General features: G+C 66.1%; 16 protein-coding genes and 1 tRNA gene. 12 read left to right on the plus strand and 5 right to left on the minus strand.

Annotated elements, in window-relative coordinates; translation table 11 throughout:
- The first annotated feature begins 84 nt into the window (after positions 1-84).
- The 4 genes from ACED18_RS19985 (at position 85) to cysN (ending at position 4,902) form a co-directional block, all read left to right on the plus strand.
- Positions 85-1,452, plus strand: coding sequence for a chloride channel protein (locus ACED18_RS19985; RefSeq protein WP_377295398.1), 1,368 nt, complete (start codon positions 85-87; stop codon positions 1,450-1,452).
- Between the two features lie 153 nt (positions 1,453-1,605).
- Positions 1,606-2,358, plus strand: coding sequence for a phosphoadenylyl-sulfate reductase (locus ACED18_RS19990; protein ID WP_377295362.1), 753 nt, complete (start codon positions 1,606-1,608; stop codon positions 2,356-2,358).
- 55 nt (positions 2,359-2,413) lie between these two features.
- Entirely contained in the window at positions 2,414-3,385 is a 972-nt protein-coding gene (gene cysD / locus ACED18_RS19995) for a sulfate adenylyltransferase subunit CysD (RefSeq protein WP_377295363.1), read from the plus strand.
- A complete protein-coding gene (gene cysN / locus ACED18_RS20000; RefSeq protein WP_377295364.1) occupies positions 3,385-4,902 on the plus strand; it encodes a sulfate adenylyltransferase subunit CysN in 1,518 nt (505 codons plus the stop codon). The genes cysD and cysN overlap by 1 nt, the downstream gene beginning before the upstream one ends.
- Positions 4,903-5,166: 264 nt before the next feature.
- On the opposite strand, the gene ACED18_RS20005 is transcribed toward cysN, so the two are convergent.
- The 4 genes from ACED18_RS20005 to ACED18_RS20020 all read right to left on the minus strand — a co-directional run bounded on the left by ACED18_RS20005 (position 5,167) and on the right by ACED18_RS20020 (position 8,465).
- Positions 5,167-6,486 carry an ABC1 kinase family protein gene (locus ACED18_RS20005; RefSeq protein WP_377295365.1) on the minus strand — a complete coding sequence of 440 codons (1,320 nt, stop codon included), beginning with the start codon at positions 6,484-6,486 and terminating at the stop codon, positions 5,167-5,169.
- Positions 6,483-6,830 (minus strand): thiol-disulfide oxidoreductase DCC family protein, encoded by a 348-nt coding sequence (locus tag ACED18_RS20010; RefSeq protein WP_377295366.1) that lies wholly within the window; start codon positions 6,828-6,830, stop codon positions 6,483-6,485. Before ACED18_RS20010 ends, ACED18_RS20005 begins: the two co-directional genes overlap by 4 nt.
- 1 nt (position 6,831) lies before the next feature.
- Positions 6,832-8,007 carry an FAD-binding domain-containing protein gene (locus ACED18_RS20015; protein ID WP_377295367.1) on the minus strand — a complete coding sequence of 392 codons (1,176 nt, stop codon included), beginning with the start codon at positions 8,005-8,007 and terminating at the stop codon, positions 6,832-6,834.
- Positions 8,008-8,388: 381 nt separating this feature from the next.
- Positions 8,389-8,465 (minus strand) — tRNA-Pro (locus ACED18_RS20020).
- A 595-nt stretch (positions 8,466-9,060) separates the two neighbouring features.
- On the opposite strand from ACED18_RS20020, the gene ACED18_RS20025 reads away from it, so the two are divergent.
- Both ACED18_RS20025 and ACED18_RS20030 read left to right on the plus strand, forming a co-directional pair.
- Positions 9,061-9,477, plus strand: a complete 417-nt coding sequence (locus tag ACED18_RS20025) for a hypothetical protein (protein WP_377295368.1) — start codon at positions 9,061-9,063, stop codon at positions 9,475-9,477.
- Positions 9,478-9,765: 288 nt separating this feature from the next.
- Positions 9,766-11,634 (plus strand): DUF6538 domain-containing protein, encoded by a 1,869-nt coding sequence (locus ACED18_RS20030; RefSeq protein WP_377295369.1) that lies wholly within the window; start codon positions 9,766-9,768, stop codon positions 11,632-11,634.
- 91 nt (positions 11,635-11,725) lie between these two features.
- On the opposite strand, the gene ACED18_RS20035 is transcribed toward ACED18_RS20030, so the two are convergent.
- Complete coding sequence (locus tag ACED18_RS20035) at positions 11,726-12,574, minus strand: DUF3037 domain-containing protein (protein WP_377295370.1); 849 nt, start codon at positions 12,572-12,574, stop codon at positions 11,726-11,728.
- A gap of 320 nt (positions 12,575-12,894) precedes the next feature.
- On the opposite strand from ACED18_RS20035, the gene cas3 reads away from it, so the two are divergent.
- From cas3 to ACED18_RS20065, 6 genes are read left to right on the plus strand one after another with little or no spacing between them, the layout of a single operon-like run.
- Complete coding sequence (cas3, locus tag ACED18_RS20040; protein ID WP_377295371.1) at positions 12,895-15,462, plus strand: CRISPR-associated helicase Cas3'; 2,568 nt, start codon at positions 12,895-12,897, stop codon at positions 15,460-15,462.
- Positions 15,463-15,465: 3 nt separating this feature from the next.
- Positions 15,466-17,073: a hypothetical protein gene (locus tag ACED18_RS20045; RefSeq protein WP_377295372.1), complete on the plus strand. Its 1,608-nt coding sequence runs from the start codon at positions 15,466-15,468 to the stop codon at positions 17,071-17,073.
- Positions 17,066-17,617: a hypothetical protein gene (locus tag ACED18_RS20050; RefSeq protein ID WP_377295373.1), complete on the plus strand. Its 552-nt coding sequence runs from the start codon at positions 17,066-17,068 to the stop codon at positions 17,615-17,617. Before ACED18_RS20045 ends, ACED18_RS20050 begins: the two co-directional genes overlap by 8 nt.
- Positions 17,614-18,741 carry a type I-E CRISPR-associated protein Cas7/Cse4/CasC gene (cas7e, locus tag ACED18_RS20055; protein ID WP_377295374.1) on the plus strand — a complete coding sequence of 376 codons (1,128 nt, stop codon included), beginning with the start codon at positions 17,614-17,616 and terminating at the stop codon, positions 18,739-18,741. The genes ACED18_RS20050 and cas7e overlap by 4 nt, the downstream gene beginning before the upstream one ends.
- Positions 18,734-19,543: a type I-E CRISPR-associated protein Cas5/CasD gene (gene cas5e / locus ACED18_RS20060; RefSeq protein WP_377295375.1), complete on the plus strand. Its 810-nt coding sequence runs from the start codon at positions 18,734-18,736 to the stop codon at positions 19,541-19,543. The genes cas7e and cas5e overlap by 8 nt, the downstream gene beginning before the upstream one ends.
- Positions 19,540-20,358 carry a type I-E CRISPR-associated protein Cas6/Cse3/CasE gene (locus ACED18_RS20065; RefSeq protein WP_377295376.1) on the plus strand — a complete coding sequence of 273 codons (819 nt, stop codon included), beginning with the start codon at positions 19,540-19,542 and terminating at the stop codon, positions 20,356-20,358. Before cas5e ends, ACED18_RS20065 begins: the two co-directional genes overlap by 4 nt.

Raw genomic sequence — 20,358 nt, forward strand, 5'->3', positions numbered from 1 at the left:
GGTGCATCTGCAAGACTACCAACCGGCGGGATTCTGTCCCGCCCCCTTCACCTCGCCATCATCCCGTGGCAAACCATGGCCGTCATGGCTCCGTATTTTCGCAAGTCCCGCCTGTTTCGTCGTTCGCGCGTGTTTCGCGTGTCGCTCGCCGTGTGGCGGCCGCGGGTGGTGTTCTGGGCGGGGGCGCTGGCGATCGGGGTGGTGAGTGTCGGGTTTGCTGAGGCGGCCGATTATGCGCAGCATCTGTTTCGCGCGCTGACGGGGTCTGGCCCTCTGGCGGGCTATCTGCCGCTTGCGCTGACGCCGGCGGGCTTTGCGCTTTCGGCGTTTCTCACACTTCGGTTCTTTCCGAATGCGCAGGGGAGCGGCATTCCGCAGGCGATTGCCGGGCGGCACCTGACGGAGCGGGAGGCGCGCGGGCGGCTTCTGTCGCTGAGGCTTGCCGTGGGCAAGGTGCTGCTCACGATCCTCGGCCTCTTCAGCGGCGCCTCCATCGGGCGCGAGGGACCGACGGTGCAGGTGGGCGCCTCGATCATGCTGCAGGCGGCGCGCTGGGGCGGGCTGGCGCATGCGCGCGGCCTGATCCTTGCGGGTTCTGCCGCGGGCATTTCGGCGGCCTTCAACACGCCGCTGGCCGGCATCGTCTTCGCGATCGAGGAAATGGGGCGCTCCTATGCGGCGCGCTCCAACAGCACGGTCCTGATGGCCGTGATCATCTCGGGCCTTGCGGCGCTCGGGCTTGCGGGCAACTACACCTATTTCGGCACGGCCCCGGCCGTCGTGCCCGATCTCAATGCATGGTGGATGGTGATCGCCTGCGGAGTCGGCGGCGGCGCCTTCGGTGCCCTCTTCTCGGCCGGCGCGCTGAAGGCCGGGCGGCGGGTGAAGCGCTGGGCGGCCCCGCAGCCGCAGCGGCGGCTGATCCTTGCGGCGGCGCTCTGCGGTCTTGCGGTGGCCCTTCTCGGCATCGCTACCGGCGGCGCGACCTTCGGCACCGGCTACGACCAGGCGCGGGGTGCCGTGGAAGGCACCGCGCTGCCGCCCCTCTTCTTCCTCGAAAAGCTGGCGGCCAGTTTCCTCTCCATGCTCTCAGGGATTCCCGGCGGCATTTTCGCGCCGTCGCTGTCTGTCGGGGCGGGTTTCGGCAGCAGCATGGCGCTGCTCTTCGGCGCCAGCGTCTCGCTCGGCGCCCTTTCCGGCATGGCGGGCTATTTCGCCGGCGTGGTGCAGGCGCCCATGACGGCCTTCGTCATCATCCTCGAAATGTCCGACAGCCGCGAAAACGTGCTGGTGCTGATGGTGGCCGCCATGCTCGGCTACCTCACCTCACGCTTTCTTTCGCCCGAACCGCTGTATCACGGGCTGTCGCGCGACTTTCTGGCAAGCGCCATCCGCCATCGGCGGGCAGAGGAGCGCGAGTCCGCACCGGCTTCGCCGTCGGCGGGCTCTTGAGGGATTATTTTCTATTGATTTTATAGGTTTTTTGCGCTTTGGCGGCGCTGTGGTGATATTTGCTCTCAAGCCCGCACAAGAGAGAGCGCTTTTTCTGTTCCCGACGCTTGCGTCCTGCGATAGTCCGGCCGTTCCAGGAACAGGATCATGCCCATGTCCGCATCCCCCCTCATCGACGCCGCCGAGGCGCTCGACCGGCAGCTTTCACCGCTCAGCCTCGAAGAGCGCCTTGCGCTCGTGGCCGCGCTCGATGGTCGCGCCGTCTTCACCACCTCGCTCGGCATCGAGGATCAGGTCATCACCGCCGCCATCGGCACGGCCAGGCTCGACATCACCGTCTCGACGCTGGAGACCGGCCGTCTCTTCAACGAGACCGTCGCGCTGATCGACCGCACCGAGGAGACCTACGGCATCCTCATCCAGCGCTTTTACCCTGACCAGGCCGACGTGGACGCCTATGCGGCGCGCTATGGCCTGAACGGCTTTTACGAGAGCGTGGAAGCCCGCCACGCCTGTTGCGGCGTGCGCAAGCTGAAGCCGCTGGCGCGTGCGCTCGAGGGCGCATCCTTCTGGATCACCGGACTGCGTCGCGGCCAGTCCGGCAACCGGGCCACGACGCCCTTTGCCGAGGCCGATCTGGAGCGGGGTCTCATCAAGATCAATCCGCTTGCCGACATGGAGATCGAGACGATCAATGCGCGGGTCGCCGAGCACGGCATTCCGATCAACCCGCTGCATCAGCGCGGCTATCCCTCCATCGGCTGCGAGCCCTGCACGCGGGCCATCAAGCCCGGCGAGCCGGAACGCGCCGGCCGCTGGTGGTGGGAAAACGACGAGAAGCGGGAATGCGGCCTGCATGTGGCCGAAGCCGCTTCCGACATCCCCAGTCTTGAGCCGGCCCATTGAGGCAGACGCCTCTGGGCTGTAGATGATGATATTGCCTTTGGAGTACCCATTCGCCATGCAAGCCGCCCGTCAGGACACTGACCTTTCCCTTTCGCCCGAGTACAACCAGCCACAGGCATCCAAGCAGCCGCTCGATCCGCATTTGAAGGCGCTCGAAAACGAAGCGATCCATATCTTCCGGGAAGTGGCCGCCGAGTTCGACAAGCCGGTCATGCTCTATTCGATCGGCAAGGACTCATCCGTGCTGCTGCATCTGGCGCGCAAGGCCTTCTTCCCCGGCCGCGTGCCCTTCCCGCTCCTGCACATCGACACGGGCTGGAAGTTCCCGGAGATGATCGCGTTTCGCGACGAGATGGCGCGCCGGTTCGACCTCGACCTCATCGTGCACACCAATCCGCGCGGCGCGGTGGAGGGCATCTCGCCCTTCAGCCACGGTTCGGCCTACCACACCGATGTGATGAAGACCGAGGCGCTGCGCCAGGCGCTCGACATCGGCAAGTATGACGCGGCCTTCGGCGGCGCACGCCGCGACGAGGAAGCCTCGCGCGCCAAGGAACGCATCTATTCCTTCCGCACCGCCGACCACAAATGGGATCCACGCAACCAGCGCCCGGAACTGTGGAACATCTATAACGGCATGATCCGCCGCGGCGAGAGCGTGCGCGCCTTTCCGCTGTCCAACTGGACGGAAGTCGACATCTGGCGCTACATCCAGGCCGAAGCCATTCCGCTGCCGCCGCTCTACTACGCCAAGCCGCGCAAATATGTGGAGCGCGACGGCATGCTGATGTGGGCGGAAGACCCGCGCTTCGAGGCGCTGCCGGGCGAAGAGGTGCAGGAGGGCATGTTGCGCTTCCGCACGCTCGGCTGCTGGCCGCTGACGGGCGGCATCCGCTCCGACGCCACCACGCTCGACGAGGTGATCGCCGAACTCGAAATCGCAACCGTTTCCGAACGCCAGGGCCGCGCGATCGACCGCGACCAGTCCGGCTCCATGGAAAAGAAGAAGCGCGAAGGATATTTCTGATGACCGCCTCCGCAACGGCAACCGCCGCCCTCGCCGATACCGTGCCGGCAGCCGCCCCGCTCTCCTCTACCCCGCTGGCCGCCCAGCGCGACAGCCGTCCGCTGCGCCTCATCACCTGCGGCAGCGTGGATGACGGCAAGTCGACCCTCATCGGCCGCCTGCTCTGGGACACCAAGGCCGTCAAGGAAGATCAGGCCGCGACGCTGCGCCGTGACTCCGTTGGCAAGCAGAACGATCTCGGCCTGCCGGACTTCGCCCTGCTGCTCGACGGTCTCCAGGCCGAGCGCGAACAGGGCATCACCATTGATGTCGCCTATCGCTATTTCGCGACCGACAAGCGCTCCTTCATCGTTGCCGATACGCCCGGCCACGAGCAGTATACCCGCAACATGGCGACGGGCGCTTCCACCGCCGACCTCGCCGTGCTGCTGGTCGATGCGCGCGCCGGCATTCTGGAGCAGACGCGCCGCCACGCCACCATCGCCTCGCTGATGGGCATCCGGCAATTCGTGCTGGCGGTCAACAAGTTTGACCTGACCAACTACGACCGGGCCCGCTTCGAGGAGATCGCGAACGAGTTCCGCGAGATCGCGCTGTCGCTCGGCATCCGCCAGGTGACCGCCATCCCCATGTCGGCGCTGAAGGGCGAGAACGTCGTCTATGACGGCCGCGCCGCCATGCCCTGGTACGAAGGCCCGACGCTGGTGGAATTCCTGGAACAGGCCCCGGTTCGCTCCGGCCAAGCCGTCGGCTTCCGGCTGCCGGTGCAGCGCGTGTCGCGCCCGGGCGAAAGCTTCCGCGGCTATCAGGGCACGGTTGCCGGCGGCGCCGTGAAGCCCGGCGACAGCATTGTCGTGCTGCCCTCCGGCATGGTCGCCAACGTCACCAAGATCGTCACCTTCGACCTCGTGCGCAATGCCGCCGTCTCGGGCGATGCCATCACGCTGGTGCTCGATCGTCAGGTGGATGTGGCGCGCGGCGACGTGATTGCCGCGATCGATTCCCAGCCGCAGGTCGGCACCGCCTTCGATGCGCAGCTCGTGGCCCTGCAGCCGGATGGCATCCAGCCCGGCAAGCGCTACTGGCTGAAGGCCGGCGCGCGCCGCCAGCGCGTCACGGTGCGCCCCACCAGCCTGCTCGACATCAAGACGGGCGTCTGGTTGGCCCACACGGATGCATTTGCGATGAACGCAATCGGCAAGGTGGCGCTCGATTTCGACGAGCAGGCGGTCTTCGACCCCTATGAGCAGAACCGCGCTACCGGCGCCTTCATCCTCATCGATCCCGACACGCTGAACACGGTCGCCGGCGGCATGATCACCGCAAAGCGCGCGAATGTTGGCGGCCTTCATGCCGGTGGCGACGAGGCCCGCGTCGTGCTGACGCTGCCCGCCGACCTCGCCGACAAGCTGATGGCGACCGAACTCTTCGCCAGCCGCCGCCACGAGGCCGACGTGCGCCGCATGAGCGCCTCCGAGGCTGCCGATCTCTGGAAGGATGCGGGCGGGGATATCTGACGCATGCCCCGTGACCACTGGGCAGGCTCCCTGCGTTCGTTTCCGTAGAATTGGCCGAGGCCGAGGCGTTCGCGCTTCGGCCGGAAATGCCGCAGGCGGCAAGGCATTCTGCCTGACCACATGAGGCGCGTTCCGCAGGGGACGCGCCTTTTTCTTGTCGTGCCGCTCCGCCTCAGGACGCGGGCCGGACAGTGATCTTGCTTGCGCCTGCCGTGGTCCGTCGCCGTGGGAAACAGCTAAAGGATCAACGCGCTGTCACGTCGCTCATGCGTGCTCCGACAGCATGTCCACGACCGGCAACCGTACCTTCAGCTTCAGCGCGAGAAGCGCCATGCCCGTGATCTTGCGCTGCAGGAACATCTTGTCCGGAGACGGGAGCGCCCAGAGCGACCGATCGGCAAAGATAGGCTGCGCCCTCTGGCGCACGGCGACCAGCGGCCCCCTGTCGCTGAAATCGACCAGGCCTTCCGGGGCCTTCAGCACGTAATTAAGCACCGTCGCGGTCATGTCGTCGAGCGTCGGGCCATGGCGGGCGACCTGCCCCGGCGAAAAATAGCCCATGTCGAGGAGAGCCGCACGGACCGTTTCGATCGTGCCGCTCAGGATCGCCTGCAACAGGGCGCGGTAGGCCTGCGCGCTCTCGGGCAGGACCGGCCGGACGGCGCCGAAGTCCAGAAGCGCGATGCGGCCGTCCTGCGGTCTCCACAGGTAGTTGCCGAAGTTTGGATCGGTCTGCATGGCCCCGATGACAAAGAGTTCGCGCAGCGCGAGATCCGCCAGAGCCCGCATGGCGCTTTCGCGCGTTGCCTGCGGCGCCGAGACGAGGCGCTCAAGCGGCACGCCATCGACGAAGTCCATGGGCAGCACGGTGGGATGCAGAAGCTCTTCCACCGGCGCCGGCACCACGAAACGGGGATCTGCCGACAGCAGGGAGCGGAACTGGCGCATCGCCTCGGCTTCGCGCAGATAATCGGCCTCTTCGCGCAGTTGCCGCTTGGCTTCCGCCAGGTGCGCGGTGAGATCGAGGCCGGCAGGAACGAGACCGGAGAGGCGCAGGAAGGTCGCAACATTGTCGATATCGGAATCGATGCTTCTGGCGACGCCGGGATACTGGACCTTGACCGCAACGCGACGGCCGGAGATCAGCACGGCCCGATGCACCTGCCCGATCGATGCGGCGGCCAGAGGCACAGTGTCGAAGTGGCTGAAGTGGCGGCGCCAGTCCGCTCCCCAGGCGCTTGCCAGACTGGCGGACAGCTGGCCGGGCGGCATGAAATGGGCCGAGGACCGCAGCTCGGCGAAGATCGCCTGCAGCTCCGGCGACAGAAGTTCACCGGGGTCGAGTGACACCATCTGGCCAAGCTTCATCGCCGCGCCGCGCATGCGCGAGAGCTGATCGACGGCCTTCATCGCATTTGACGGCGTCAGGAGAAGGTCGCGCAGATGCGGCCTTTCGCCCTTTGCCAGACGGCTCAGCCCTTCCGACACCACACCCGAAGCAAGGCCGCCGGCGATCTGACCGAGGGCGGCAAGCCGGCTCAGGCGACCCTGGGGGACGGGACGATAGCGATCCGCGCCGCTCATGCGGCCCACCTCTGCAGGCGGGGGCGGATGCGCAGAAAACCGCGATAGGCCGCTTCGAACAGGGGGCGGGCCCAGGGCAGATCCGCGAGGATGCCGAGCGGCCGTAGGAGAGGAATGGCCCGCCACATGGCGGCGAAGGCGCGCGCGCCGGAAAAGAGCCGGCCGTTCTCGCTGGCGTGGAAGCGGGCGAGCAGCGCCGCCCGGTCGATCGGGCAGGTCGTCGCCGCGTCGGAGACATCGACGAAATCGATGGCGCCCCGGCGATCCAGCCGGCGCATCAGGGCGATCTCCCGACGACAGAGCGGGCAGGCCCCATCGAAATAGACGGTGAGCGTAGGCGTCATCTCATATTCTCCCGCCATCCAGAAGTCCGGGTATCTTTTCCCGGAGCGCGAAGAAGCCCTTTCGGCAGTGGGGCCAGGTACGGCTGTCCCAGTCCCGCAGGACTTCGGTGACGACCAGGCCGTCGGGGCGCGCCGCCTGCCGCGCTCGCGCCAGGACATCTGCCAGGGGCCCGACCGGAAGAAAGGCCGTGGCGATCTGCGTGCATCCTGCGGCGCGCGCCGTGGCCGACAGATCGGCGGGCGCAACGACGCCAAGCGGGCGAGCCTCCGGCCAGGCGGCGCAGGCGCGGGCCACGCCATCGTCAAGCGCCATCCGGTCCCAGTCGTTGCGACCGTCGATAACCGCCACCGCCTGCACCGGCAGAGCGCGCAAGGCAGGCTCCGTCTCCATGGAAAGGTCTTCCGGCGTCACGAGCAGGAGCGTGGCGGCGGCCGGATCGGGGCGCGTGACGGTGCGCACGGCGGCGGGCTGCGGCACCGACAGGCTGTCTGCCGGAATGACGGCCGTGCGGGCCAGCCCGCCTGGCGAGAAGCGGCCATCCGTCATGGCGGCAATGCGCTGGGCATCGGCGAGATAGGCCTTGCCTTGCGTGTGCAAACCGGCGACCCAGCGCCATGAGAGCGTGTTGGAGGCCGGATCGGCATCGATCAGCCTGTCGAAGAAAAAGGCGGCGCCGAGTTCCCATGGCAGGCCGAGGGTGAAGATCCAGATCGACGCGACCTGCATGCGCGCCCAGTTGTGCAGATAGCCGGTGGCGATCAGTTCCCCGATCCAGGCGTCGAAGCAGTCGATGCCCGTGCGCCCGGCGATCGCCGCCGCATGGCGCGCGTCGAGCGCGGCAGACGCCTGCAGGCGATCACGCGCGCGCCCCACGGCCGCGCCATAGTCCGGCCACAGGCCCGGGCGCTGTTCGAGCCATCCCTTCCAGTAACTGCGCCAGAACACCTCGCTGACGAATGCCCCGGCCGATGCCGGATCATGATCTGCCAGAACGGCGCCGACGACCTCTTCCTCACTGACAAGCCGCCGGCGCAGCGCCGCCGACAGGCGTGAGACGTGCACGTGTCCCCCGCTCCCCCGCTCCTTGTTGCGCAGCCGCGCATAGGCACTGCCCGCCTGCGGGACGAAGGACCTCAACCGTTCAAGCGCCGCCGCGCGGCTGAGAGGAAAGCTCATGTCTGTCATTGTCGGACCGCGCCTGACGAGGCTGTTGCACACGGCGCCGGCAGCATATGCCGCCGGCGTCATGTGGTGCTTCTACGGCGGGCGCGATGTCCTGGACCAGAAGCGATCCGGGGGCTGCCCGCTTTGCCGCTTCTTGGCCGCAGGAAAGAGGGCGCGGGTGCGTGGGTGCAGCTGCGAGGGCGCAGGCTTCGTCAGGGGATACCCTTCCCCGCCGCGCGCCTCACCGCCCGGCAGGCGACGGATGAAGAGCGGCAACGCTGCCGGCCCACGCTGCTCAGCCGAGCGGCGCAACCTGCCGGACCGGCTGGTGGTGGAGGCTTGCGAACCCTTGGCCCGAAAACGAAAAAAGCCCGCATCCGCGGGCTTTTCGACTGGTCGGAGTGGAGTGATTCGAACACTCGACCCCCACGTCCCGAACGTGGTGCGCTACCAGACTGCGCTACACTCCGTGACCAGTGGCGCTCCTATAGAACAGGCTTTCGGGATGCACAAGGGGAAATTTCTCAAAAAATTCGGGCCTGTGCAGAACGGGAGATCGCCCGGCGGACGGCGCATCCAACGGGTGTGTGACGGATACATGACGGTGGCGGGATCGCGATCTGGCGGGCGCTGATGGGCGCTGATAGGTCAGGCGACAGCAGCCGCCACCGCAGGCAAGTGGGGCCGGCCGACGCGCCCCCTGCCCGTGCCTGCCGGCCGCGCACTGCGGCGGGCTGCGGGACGGTCCGCTTTCGCTGCGGCACGAAAGGCTGCGGGCAATCCGGGTGGTGGAAAGACCGGAATTTCGGTCGTTTTTCGCCCTGCGGCCCGCTTGCGCGATTTGCAAGGGACGAATTTGGCGCTAGAGCAGGCGCGTCGCGACCCGTCGCGTCCCCTTGCGCCTTCTGCCTCTCCCCGCCCCTGCCGGGCGGCCTCCCTGAGATGCGGACGCTGAGGGCATGCGGGCCGGCGACGGGACAGGACGACAGATCGGACAACAGGGCACCGGCCGGCGGCCGGGAAGGCGCCCTTCGGCGCGCCACAGGACAGGTGAAGGGGACAGGCATGAGATTTCGGATGATGACGGTGGCCGGCCTTGCGCTGGCGCTTGCCGGCTGCACGACCACGGGCGGCGCAGGCAGCGGCAATGCGGTCGACGCAAAATGGCTCGGCAAGCCGGCCGGCGGCTTCTTTGCGGCCTATGGCCCGCCCGTTTCGGACGTGGAAAGCGGCTCGTCTACCGTCTACAGCTGGAAGGGCGGCTACAAGACCCGCCGCATCCCGGCCGAATATGCCAAGACGACGGACGGCAAGCGCGGCAAGCAGACCGCACCGGCCCGCACCGTCTACCTCAGCTGCTCGGTCCAGATCACCACCGACGCCGACTACATCATCCGCTCCATCCGCATCCTCGGCGACCGCAAGACCGACAGCGGCCCGAGCTACTGCGAGGAATTCCTGGGCGACGCCAAGGCGGAGTAAGGAAAAATCCAGATCCCGACAAAGCCCGGCCCGCCGCAGCGATGCGGCGGGCTTTTCTGTCTCGACCCGCCAATTGCCGCATAACCTTCGGCTGAAAATACGGAGGAGATCGATTGAGAACCGCAAAAGGCTGATTCGTGGCGAATTTCGCTGGAATGGCTGGGGCGCCAGGAACATAATCCAAGTCTATTCAAGCCCTTGATACCTCACAACCTATTGCCATAAAATAGCTTTCTGGTCTAGAGGTGTTCCGGTTTACTGTTCCGGTAAGCTGTTCCGGGAGCCCTGATGACACGACGATCCAACCTCATTCGACGCGAAGGCGGCACCTACTATGCCCGCATCTACATCCCGGCTGACCTGCGCGACCACTTCCCGAGCGAGGACAAGAAAATCTCGCTGCGGACGAAGGACGAGGCGACCGCAAAGCGCCGACTGAACGCCGAGCTGCAGAAATGGGACGCGACGTTTGAGGACATGCTGGCCCGGCGCCATCTGACCGATCAGGACAAAGCCGTCGCCGTCTGGGAGCATTACGAAGCGAAGCTCCAGGAGGACGCCGAACGACGGCGCGCGATGCCGACTGATGCAGATTTCGAGCGCGAAGCTGCCCGGGTCTGGCAACGCATCGACAACGGCGAAATCCGCTCGGACGACATGGTCAGCATGATCAACGGATATGCCGAACTTGAGCTCCTGAAGCGAGCACGGCAGGATGACACAAATCTCCGCTCCCGTCGTCTGGCAGCACTGCGCCGCGACCTGGCGAGCGGGCGATACGTGTTGATCAAAGAGGCCGTCCGCGATTTTATCCGACGCCATCGCCTCTTGGTCGAGGACGGCTCTGCGCCCTTCCGTGAGCTCGAGGAGCTCCTGATGCGAGCGGACATTCAGGTCCTTGAACGCACGCTGGAACGGGATGTCGGCGATTATTCCGGTCGCCCGACGGACCCGATCGTCAAGCCTGCTTTCGCTGCGCCGCGCGAAACAGCAGCGCCGGGTCAATCCATCATGGAACTCTTTGACGTCTACGCCCGCGAGAACCCGCGCCGCATCACCCTCGATACCCTCGCCCAAGCCCGACGGGATGTCGGGCTCTTCGTCGACCATGTCGGAACCACCTACCCCGCCTCAAAAATCGACAAGCGCGCCGTACGCGAGTGGAAAGCGCTGCTGATGATCTATCCGGTGAAAGCCGCAGAGACTAAGGCATTTGCGGGCATGAAGATCGCCCAGATCGTCAAGCATAATGCGGAGGTCGGCAAACCGGTGATCACACCACGCACCGTCAACCGGCACCTGGCCAGCCTTGGCGCCTTCTGCAGCTGGCTCGTTGCACACGGCTACATTGACGCCAATCCGACCGAAGGCATGGCGCTGGCCAAGGACAAGCGCAAGAAGGTGTTCCCCTTCAACACCGAGCAGCTCAATCTCCTGTTCCGGTCTCCACTGTTCACGGGCTGCGAAGGCGATGAGGCACCCCGCTTCTGGCACAAGCCGGGATCGGTCAGGATCCGGGACCACCGCTACTGGGTGCCATTGATCATGCTCTACTCCGGCGCCCGGCCTGCCGAAGTCGCCCAGCTCATGCTGTCGGACATCCGGCAGATGGAAGGGATCTGGTTCATGGACATTACCGAGACCGACGATGACGATGAGGCGGGGCAAGAGCGGAAAACCCTGAAAACGGCCGGCTCCAAACGCCAAGTGCCGATCCACGGCGGGCTGATCCGGCTTGGCTTCCTCGACTATGTCGCAGACATCAAAGCCGCGGGGCATACGCGTCTATTCCCGCTGGCTGTCCGTAACGTGCGGGGTCAGATGATGGCCGATTTCAGCCGCGCCTTCGGGCGGTATCTTGAAAAAGTCGGCATCAAGGATGGCAAGGGGCTATCGCTTTATTCCTTCCGCCACGGGGCCTTCGACGCTCTGCGGCGCGCCGGCTACCTCGATGACGACTTCAACTTCATCTTCGGCCATGGCAACGGCAGCCGGGTGACGCGCGGCTACGGCGTCCTAAGCCAGGGCATGCTCGACAAGCGCACGGAGCTGGTGAACGCGATCGCCTATCCGGGGTTGGATCTGGAGCATCTGCGTGGGATGGTGACAGTCGAGACACCGTGCAGCAAGCCGGCGAAAAAAGAGGCGCCGGTTTGAGCACTTCAGTAATGAGTCCTTGCGCTCACTGCTGATATCGTCGCGGAGCGCTCATCCAGCGTCACAGTTAAACTGCAAGTGGGGCGGGCCCTCAGTCGGTAGGCGTGCCTTCCGCCACATTGATCAGTTCGTCCTCATTCTGCACATCGATCACGCGGATCTTGTGGTCCTGAAAGAGTTTCACGGCCTGGCGGAAGGCCTGTCTCGGCTTACCGTTATCAGTTGGCCCCTCGACCGCCATAACGACGTTAGGCGGCAGCTTGTCTTTCAGGCGCTGGATCGTGAACAACCATTTATTGCCGTGATCGAGAATGCGGGTCGGTTCGTCCTGCGCGAGAAAGATCGGTTTCAGAACCTTGAGCGGCTTCTCGCCAGCGACTTCCACAAAGGGGAATTTGGCCGAGTAGAGCCCGTCGGTGAACGACATGGGCTTAAAGTTCTGGCCGAGATCGCGCATCTTCAACAGACCCCGGACATGCTTCTCCAGGAGGCCCTCACGATAGACGGCGCCCGCGAAATTGCGCCGTACGTAATAGTCGAAGAGCTCCTCGAGCTTTGTCTTCGGACTGTCGGTCATCGCGAAACGAACATCGCTGAACCGGATCATGCCCTCACGGTCCTTGGTGAGAGCATGGAATAGATGCTCGGCATTGTCGCGCATTTCGAACTCGAACCGCCTCTGCCCGTCGCCCTTGTGCCCAGCCAAATCGCGGATCCGCGTCAACTCGGTGTTGTAGCTCCTCAGCACACCGCGGATGGTGTTCGCGCCCACGCTGTCGAAAAAGTTCGTCAGGCGGGCGAGACGCTTGGTTTCGATCCGGAAATCGAGATAGCCCAGACGCGGCGCCGCCAGGACGATCCCGACATTGGCGAATTCTTCCGTTTCAATATGAGGCTGGAAGCGGATAATCGCATAGCTCACCGCATGCTTTTTCATCATCAAAGATTAAAATCCAAACCTGAATCTTACGACACTCGAAAATTTCATCATGATCGTATAAACGAAATTTCAGGGTATCGCGGGTCAATTACTGTACCACGTTAACACACGCGCGTCGGTTAGGCAGCTGTAATCCGCCTTCACCAATGGTGGACGTCAGCTTTGCGTTTCAGTCGAGTGTGTAATCCGTCCCGCATTTTAGCCTGATGCAGGCCTGCGGTTTTAAACAGGCACACAAAAGTATACCCACAAAGCGGCATTAAAGTTGCGAATCAGCAGCAAATAATTCTCCTTGGTTGCGGCAGACGAGGGAAGAGTCGTTGTCCGCAGCACTAACGTTACCCTGGGGCAAGCTGGGAGAGACAGGCAGCCACCATCTGGCGCATCACTGCGCCGATGTCGCGGCCTGCTTCGAGGCGCTCTGCGGGCTGCCTGTGGTGCGGCGGCGGCTGGACACGGCCGCCGGGCGGGCCTTGACGGATCAGGATGTGGCCCGGCTGGCGATGGTCGTTTTCCTGCATGATTGCGGCAAGCTGCATCCGGGCTTTCAGGTCCGCGCCCTGCCGCCAGGCGCCGGCTGGCCGGGCATTTTTCCGCGCGGGCACGTGGCGGAAGGTGCCGCACTTTTTGACGGCGTTGCCGACTTCGCCTATGCCGAGGCGCTGCATGTTGCCGCACTCACGGCCTGGGGCGTCGCGACGAATCTGCGGCAGGCAGCATTTGCCCATCACGGTCGCCCCTTCACTCTCACCGCTAGGGACCGAGAGGGATGGGTGCGCGTGGCGGCGGCGGGCTACGATCCACTTGCCGCGGCACAGGCCCTAGGCGGGCTGATGCGAGACTGGTTTGACGCGGCCTTCGCGCTCGGCGGCGACCCGCTGCCGTCGGCGCCGTCCTTCCAGCATCTGTTCTGCGGGCTCGTGTCGCTGGCCGACTGGCTGGGCTCGACGGAAGCGGTCTTTCCTTACGTGGCTGAGGCGGATGTGGCCTATATGGACCATGCCCGCCATCGGGTGGCGCAGGCCGTGGCGGGCATTGGCCTCGATGCAAGCCGGTTTCGCGCCGCCATGGCAGGGAAGGTGTGTTTCGAGACGGTTTCCGGCGGACATCCGCCGCGCCCGGCTCAGACGGTGACCGCGGAATGGCCGCTCGACGATCCGCTTCTCATTCTGGAAGCCGAGACGGGCTCGGGAAAGACAGAGGCTGCGCTCTATCGCTTCGCGCAGCTTTTCGAGGCCGGGCTGGTGGACAGTCTCTATTTCGCGCTGCCGACCCGGGCCGCAGCCCGGCAGATCCATCAACGGGTGAATGATGCGCTCGTTCGCCTGATGGGCGCCGGGGCGCCGGAGGCGGCGCTCGCCGTACCGGGCTATCTCAAGGCCGGCGCGGTTTCAGGCCAGCGGCTGCCGGGCTTTCGCGTGCTGTGGGACGACGATCCCGACGAGCCCCGACGCCTTGCGCGCTGGGCGGCGGAAAGCGGGCGGCGCATGCTGGCGGCGACCGTAGCGGTCGGCACGGTGGATCAGGCCATGCTCGCGGCGCTGCAGGTCAAACACGCTCATCTGCGCGCGGCCGCCCTGTCGCGGGCGCTGCTCGTGATCGACGAGGTTCATGCGTCCGACGCTTATATGACAAACATCCAGTGCCATCTTCTAAACCTTCACCTGTCGCGCGGCGGGCACGCCATGCTGATGTCGGCCACGCTGGGGTCGGAAGCGCGGGCGCTTTGGCTCGGCACCGACCGCCGAACCCGGCGCGCACCGGATTTCGACACCGCCGTCGCCGCGCCATACCCGGCCGTCTGGGGGCGCAAGGGCGGGGTGAAAGCTGTCGCGACGGACGGCCAGCGGCAAAAAGATGTGGCGATGACGCTCGTCGCCGGGTGGTCCGGCGCCGAAGCGGCCATCCCTGCGGTCGCCGCAGCGCAGGCGGGCGCAAAAGTGCTCGTGATCCGCAACACGGTGCGCGCTGCGATCGAGACATTCGAAGCGATCAAAGCGCTCGGTGCCGGGGATCGGCTGCTGCAAGTGGCGGACGGCCCGGCGCTGCACCATTCGCGCTTTGCCGCCGAGGATCGCGCTCTGCTGGACGCGGCGGTCGAGGCGGCGCTCAGCCCCAAGGAAACGTATCGCCCGGTCGGCGGGTGGATCGTCGTGGGAACCCAGACACTCGAACAGAGCCTCGATATCGATGCGGATCTCCTTGTCACCGACCTCTGCCCGGTGGATGTGCTGCTCCAACGCCTCGGCCGGCTGCATCGGCATGCGCTGCCGCGCCCGGCGGGTTTCGAGGTGGCGCAGTGCATGGTCCTGACGCCGGAGGGCGGGCTGGACCGGCTGACGGCGCCGGCATTCGACAACGGACTCGGGGCATTTCGCGACGGCGGCGGGGTCTATCGCAACCTGCATGCAGCGGAACTGACGCGCCGGTTCGCCATCGCCCATCCCGTCTGGAGCATTCCGGGTATGAACCGGCTGCTGGTGGAAAGCGCCACGCATCCGGAGCGGCTCGATGCCCTCGATGCCGAGCTCGGCGCGGCCTGGCAGGCCTATCGCGCCAACAGCTACGGCCGCGACATCGCCGAGGCGCAGAATGCCAAAGGCCTGCGCCTGCCGGTCGATCAAGATTTCATGGAACTTGCCCCTTTCGCGGACGAGGACACCCGAGTGCGCACCCGGTTGGGCGCTGAAGGGGCGCTCATTACCTTCAGCGCCCCGGTCACCGGCCCCTTCGGCGCCCCCGTCACCGGCATCACGCTGCCCGCCCACTGGTCCGGCCTGTATAGCGAAGAGCCCGTGGCGGCCGAGAACGACGGCGAGACGGTGCGGTTTTCGGTGATGGAGACAGGGTTTGTGTACGGGCGGCGCGGGCTGGAATGGAGGGATTGACGCATGACAACAGGGACACAATTCAACCTTCTCCTCCTGCCACTCCTCACCACCTCTCCCCCGGCGCGACTGACCCTGCCGGGGGTGCTCGCGGCGCTGGCGCGGGATAAAGTGGATGGGTTTGCGGCGCTGCGGCCGCACCAGACGGCGAGTTGGCATATGTTTCTCGTCCAGCTCGCCGGCCTCGCTCTGCACCGGGCGGGGGTTGCGGACATTCCGGTGGACGAAGCGGACTGGGCAGCGCTGCTGCGCGGGCTGACGCCGGGCTTTGCGGGCGACGAACCGTGGTGCCTCGTTGTCAAGGACACGTCGACGCCGGCCTTCCTACAGCCGGCCATTCCCGACGGTGTGACGCTCGGAAACCCGGTGGAGACGGCCGACGGGCTCGATCTTCTGATCACCTCGCGCAATCATGATCTCAAGCAGATGATCGCCCGCGCGGGTGCGGCGGAAGACTGGATCTACGCGCTCGTCTCACTGCAAACGGGCGAAGGCTATGGCGGGGCGGGAAATCAAGGTGTCGTGCGAATGAATGGCGGCTCCTCCTCCCGCGCCATGGTAACGCTGGCGCCGCTGTCGCCCGGCGAAGGCAGGGCGATGCGGGTGAGGCCCGGAGCATGGTTTCGACGCGACCTGCAGGTGCTGCTGGAGACGCGCGATCGGGTTCTGGATGAAACAGCCCTGCCCTATGCCGATGACGGGATCGGGCTCACATGGCTGGAGCCCTGGCCGGAGGGCGCGCAGCTAACGCTTCAACAGCTCGACATCTGGTTCATCGAAGTATGCCGGCGCGTTCGGCTCGACATGCGCGAAGGTCGCCTCGCGGCGACGAAGGGAACGTCGCGCGAGACGCGGATCGCAGCAAAGGCGAACAAGGGCAATCTGGAAGACCCCTGGGCGCCGGTCCACACGACGGAAGGCAAGAGCCTGACGATCGGCGACGAGGGTGATTTCGACTACGAGAAGTTAACGGACCTACTCTTCTCGGGTAACTGGACGCTGCCGCTTCTGGCGCGCCGCGCCGGTTTCGAGGGGGCGGCCACGCCGCTGGCGATCGTGGCGCAGGCGCTGGCGCGCGGCAACTCCAAGACCGGCGGCTATCGCTCCCGCGTGGTTCCCATCGAGAGCCGGCAGCTCATCGCCGAATGGGGCGAAGCCATCTCCCAGGAAACGCTTCGCCGCCTTGCGCAGGAGCAAGTGGCCACGATCCGCTCGTTTGACAAGGCGCTCGGCTATGCGCTGGTGCTGGCGGCTGCCTCCGGCGAGGCCGAACGTATCAGCCGCGACAGCTACAGCCTGACGCACGCAGCGCGCGACCAGCTCGGCCGCTTTGCCGATACGATTTTCTTCGACCACCTGTGGCGTCGCTTCGCGGCGGAGACAAAGGACGAGGCGGCGCGGACGGCGGCGAAGACCGAATTTGCGCATGAGCTCTGGGTGCGGACGCAGGCGCTGTTCGAGCAGGCCCTGCCCGATATGCCCTGCCATTCCCTTTATCGGCCGCGCGCCGAGGTCAGGGCGCGCCGCGCGCTCTTCTCGCGGGAGCTCAGGGAAAGTTACCCGCAGCTGTTTCAACGTCACGACCTGAAGGAGGTGGCAGACCATGGCTGAAACGTCCCGCGCACCGGATGAGGACGAGAAGGATGCCAGCCCGAAGACAACGACCGCAGCGCTTGTCGGCGCGCTGATGCGGCTGGATCCGGGCTCCGTTGCGCGTCTGCGTCGCATGGACCCGCTCGGTCCCGGCGAGATCGCCTTCTGGCAGTTGGCGACCGATGCCAGGCATCCTTTGGCGGGGGACGCGACCGGCATGCAGTTCGTGAAGATCCTCGCGCTGCTGACGCCGCGCGGCAATGTGCGCTCGCGCGTGCCCTTTCACAAGATCGAGCAGCCGCTTGGCAAGGTTCTTGCCGAAGCCGGCTTTTCGGAAAAGCGGCTGGCGAGCTTCATGGCCCTGCCCTTCGGCTGGCGCGGCGAAGCGCTGGGACGCATCGCCCGCTTCCTGTTCGGCACCATGGAGAGCGGCGTCAACTGCGACGACATCCGCAGCCTCCTGTTCATCGACGATGTCTGGCCGCTGCGCCGCCTTGCCAAGACCTATTACGACGCATTCGATCGCGCCGCCTATGCCGCGAAAAAGGGAGAGACCCCATGACCACGTCCCGTTTCCTGCAGATCCACACGCTTCATGCCTATACGGCGGCGCTGCTCAACCGTGACGATACGGGGCAGGCCAAGCGGCTCGTCTATGGCGGCACGACGCGCACGCGCATTTCCTCGCAGAGCCTGAAGCGGCATTGGCGCCTTGCCGACAAGGACCCGCACGCCCTCCAGACACTGGCCGGTTATGTCGACAGTTTCCGCTCACGCGAGCTGGTGACAGAAAAGGTGATCCGCCCCTTGCGCGGCCGGTTTGCCGAAGAGATCGTCGACGCACTGGAGCCGGCCTTCCAGCGGCTCGTCTATGGCAAGAGCGGTGACAAGGGCAAGCAGAGCCGGCAGACCCTGCTGCTCGGCGCACCAGAGCTTGCCTTCCTCGCTGCCGGCGCGGAGGCGATCGCGGCCACGGCCGGCGATGCGAAAGCGGCCGAGAAAGCCGTGGACGCGTGGGCCAAGGACAAGACCTTCAAGGCGATGAGCGAGAACAGCAAGCTGCCGGGCGGCCTGACAGCCGCCCTTTTCGGCCGCATGGTGACCTCCGATCCCGAGGCCAATATCGATGCGCCCGTGCATGTTGCCCACGCCTTTACCGTGCACCCGGCCGAAAGCGAGGACGATTACTTCACTGCCGTCGACGACCTGAAGCGTGAGGATGACGCGAACGGCGCCGACACGATCCAGGAGACAGAACTGACCTCCGGCCTCTATTACGGCTATGTCGTGGTCGACCTGCCCGGCCTGATCCGAAACTGCGGCGAGGATCGCGAACTGGCGGGCCGCGTCGTGCACAACCTGCTCTACCTGATCGCCGAAGTTTCGCCTGGCGCCAAGCTCGGCTCGACGGCGCCCTATGGCCGTGCCGAACTCCTGCTGGCAGAGGCCGGCGACCGTCAGCCGCGTTCGCTGGCATCGGCCTATCGCCATGCGCTCCCCCACAGCTTTCCAGCGGCGCGCGATGCGCTCGCCGCGCAGTTGGCGGCCTTTGACGAGGCCTACGCGACCGGCGAGGACCGGCGCCACCTGTGCACAGCGGGCAGCCTCCCGGATATCGCGAAAGGGTCGCTCGCGGACGTCGCGCGCTGGGCTTGCGAGACTGTGAAGGATGCGCCCGATGCATGATCGCCGCTGGCTGATCCTCGAGATCGAGGCGCCGCTGATTGCGTTCGGCGGCGTGGCGATCGACCATATGGGCGTGACTCGCGACTTTCCGGCCGCCTCCATGCTGACGGGCCTCCTTGCCAATGCGCTCGGCTGGCAGCGCACCGACAGCGACCGCCATCAGGCGCTGCAGGACCGGCTGATCTTCGCGGCGCGTATCGACCGGGAGAGCCCCGCCGGCCTTCTGACGGACATGCAGAATGCGCAGCTGGAGAAGAAGGACCGCGCCTTCACGACCTGGGGCATCGTCGAGGGGCGCGACGGGGCAAGCTATGGCGCGCCGCACCGCCGCCGGCGCGACTACCATATGGATGCGCGGGTGGTGATCGCGATCACTCTTGCGCCGTCCGAAGGCAATCGCGGCGTGCCGGGCGATTACGATCTTGACGGGCTGGCCGCCGCACTGCACCGGCCGGCCCGGCCGCTGTTCATCGGCCGCAAGACCTGCCTGCCCTCGCGTCCGCTTCTACCGGCACGGCAGAAGGACTGGTTCGTTGAGGCACCGGATGCCTATGGAGCCCTCGGCCGCGTACCCTGTTCTCCCTCCCCTGCGCCACGAGCCTTGTCGAAACGATCGGTCTCGCAGGGCACCCTGCCGGCCAGGCTGCGTGCCTTCTGGCCGCTCGGCGAGGGGCCGGAGCATGGCGATGCCGTTCACCGTATTCACGACCTGCCGGATCTGCGCAACTGGCGCTCCGGCCTGCATGGCGGAGTGCGTGCCGTTGTCGAAGGCGTGGTGATGGCAGGAGGGCCGACCGCATGAGCGAGGAGACCATTCCCCCACTCACCCTGCTCAGCCTTCTCATCGATCTCCAGAGCCTGCGCCGTCTGGCGGCCTTGCGGGGCACCGGCGATGATGAGGGTCGCGCGCTGCACCACCTTCTCAGCGAGACCTTCGGCAAGGGCGCGCTGCAACCCTTCCGCCTGATGCCGGCGCCCGGCGCCCGCAGCGCGACGCTCTATGCCTACAGCACAGCGACGGAGGACGCTCTTCGCGAGGCGCTGGACATTGCCGCGCCCGAACTCTTGCAGGCGCTTGGCACCGCGCATCTGGCGCTGCGCACCATGCCGGAGACCTGGCGGGAGGGCCGGCGGCTGGCCTTCGACCTGCGCGCGCGGCCCATGCGCCGTCTCTTGAAGCCGCTGGAAGGATGGAGCCGGGAGGAGCATCGACTGCATCTCAAGGGCAAGGCGGCAAGTGGCGCCATCCGCAAGGGGGCCGAGGTCGACGCCTTCCTGGTGGCGCGGCTGCGCCGCTTTCCGGACGGGATGCCCGATGATCCCGAGAACGAAGGCCTCTCGCGCGAGGCGGTCTATCGCGACTGGCTGGCGGAGCGCCTGTCGGGCGCCGCAACGCTCGATCTCGCCCGCACCCGCATGGTCGGGTTTGCCCGCGTGCGCACCCGACGGCACGATCAGGAGGGCGGCGAAGCCAGTTCCGAAGGGCCGGATGCAACCTTCCACGGCGAACTGACGGTCACCGACGGCGCAGCTTTCTCACGGCTGCTGGCGCGCGGCGTGGGACGGCACACCGCCTATGGCTTTGGCATGCTGCTGCTGCGGCCGGGGGGCGCGTGA

It is taken from the genome of Rhizobium sp. SG2393, from assembly GCF_042610495.1.
Taxonomy (GTDB): Bacteria; Pseudomonadota; Alphaproteobacteria; order Rhizobiales; family Rhizobiaceae; genus RU20A.